Source organism: Kordiimonas laminariae, from assembly GCF_023008165.1.
Taxonomy (GTDB): Bacteria; Pseudomonadota; Alphaproteobacteria; order Sphingomonadales; family Kordiimonadaceae; genus Kordiimonas; species Kordiimonas laminariae.
Map to the genome: position 1 here is coordinate 1 of NZ_JAKQZA010000026.1, position 304 is coordinate 304.

General features: G+C 44.1%; 1 protein-coding gene. It reads left to right on the top strand.

Annotated elements, in window-relative coordinates; genetic code table 11:
- Positions 1-304: hypothetical protein (locus tag MF542_RS17525; RefSeq protein ID WP_247021868.1), on the top strand; the 304-nt coding region annotated here is incomplete at both ends.

The window sequence follows — 304 nt, forward strand, 5'->3', positions numbered from 1 at the left end:
AGCTGTGCTGGATAACGGAAACATACTGATCAGTTGGTATGACGATAACAACAGTGTCTATGTAAGAGAATTTTCGGTTGATGCATCTGCCGCAAATGCTACTGGAGCTTCTACGCTGATTACCGCTGGAGCAATTCAGGGAGGGCCTGTTGGCACCGCCGCTGATATAGAAGCTTTAACTGGTGGTGGATATGCGATTTCCTGGCATGTTTGGAATGGTTCGAAGTATGATTCCTACGGCCGTATTTATGATAATACTGGCTCAATTGTTGTTGAGACCAATAATATTATTGCTGCCAATTCT